A 1,076-nucleotide genomic window follows, 5' to 3' on the forward strand; every position below is an offset into this window, starting at 1 on the left:
CGCGCTGCGCGCGGTGCCGCATGCAAACCCGGCCACCGTGCAGAAGCTGTCGGCATACACGGGCATCGATACGGCGACGCTGCAATCGTGGGGGCTCGACATCGCGGGCTACGACACGCGCGGCAATTCGCTGTTCCTGACGACGCTGCTGCATGCGCAGGGGCTCGCGCTCGGTTCGTACGACGGCCGCGTGACCGGGATCTCGTCGGGCATCGCCGGCAAGATCGACCCGAATTCGGGCGGCAACGATCCGACGATGACGGCCGTGACGGGCGTCTATACGGCGATGTGGAACAGCTACCTGAACGAGCAGTTGAAGTTCACGTCGAACTCGGCGTTCACGGACCTGAACGACCAGGCCTTCAAGAACTGGGATTTCAGCCACATCGACCCGACCGGCGCGCAGCAGGGCATCGATGCGCAGGGGAACGTGATCCTCTACACGGCCGGCGACCTCGCCGCGGTGATGGCGCTGAACGTCGACCTGAAGGTGCTGTCGGCGAACGGCCTCTACGACTTCGTCACGCCGTTCTACCAGACCGTGATCGATCTGCAGCAGATGCCGCTGGAGGACCAGAAGGTGCGGCAGAACCTGTCCGCGCGGTTCTATCCGTCGGGGCACATGGTGTATCTCGACGGCGGCTCGCGTACGGCGCTCAAGCGCGATCTCGCGACGATGTACGACGCGACGGTCAGCGATACGGGCGCGCGGCTGAGGATTCGTGCGCTGCAGGCGAAGAAGACGGGCGGGAACGCATAGCGTTGCCCGGCGCCGATGTGCCGCGCGCAGCCCTGACGGAGCGCGCGGCGATATGCCGGTAGCGGGGCGGCCGGCTTATGCAGCCGGCCAGTCGAACATCGTGTACGGCAGTGCGCGCTTGTGGCGCGAGCCGTCGTAGAAGCGCAGCACCGTTTCGTAGACGCGATCGGCGACCGGCTTGCCTTCGAGGAAATCGTCGATCTCGTCGTAGGTCACGCCATACGCGTGCTCGTCGGGGCGCAGCGGGCGCAGCTCCTCGAGGTCGGCGGTCGGCACCTTCATCACGATCAGTTCCTCGCCGCCGAGCGCGCGTGCG

2 pseudogenes are annotated in these 1,076 nt (G+C 66.4%); one reads left to right on the forward strand and one right to left on the reverse strand.

Going from position 1 to position 1,076, the window contains the following annotated elements:
- Positions 1–760 (forward strand): annotated as a pseudogene (locus tag A9Z05_RS33655) (peptidase S1); the annotation flags it as partial.
- 75 nt (positions 761–835) lie between these two features.
- On the opposite strand, the pseudogene A9Z05_RS38260 reads toward A9Z05_RS33655, so the two are convergent.
- Positions 836–1,076: pseudogene (locus tag A9Z05_RS38260) on the reverse strand (NAD(+) synthase); the annotation flags it as partial.

The organism is Burkholderia sp. A2 (assembly GCF_001729305.1).
GTDB classification, from domain to species: Bacteria; Pseudomonadota; Gammaproteobacteria; order Burkholderiales; family Burkholderiaceae; genus Burkholderia; species Burkholderia sola.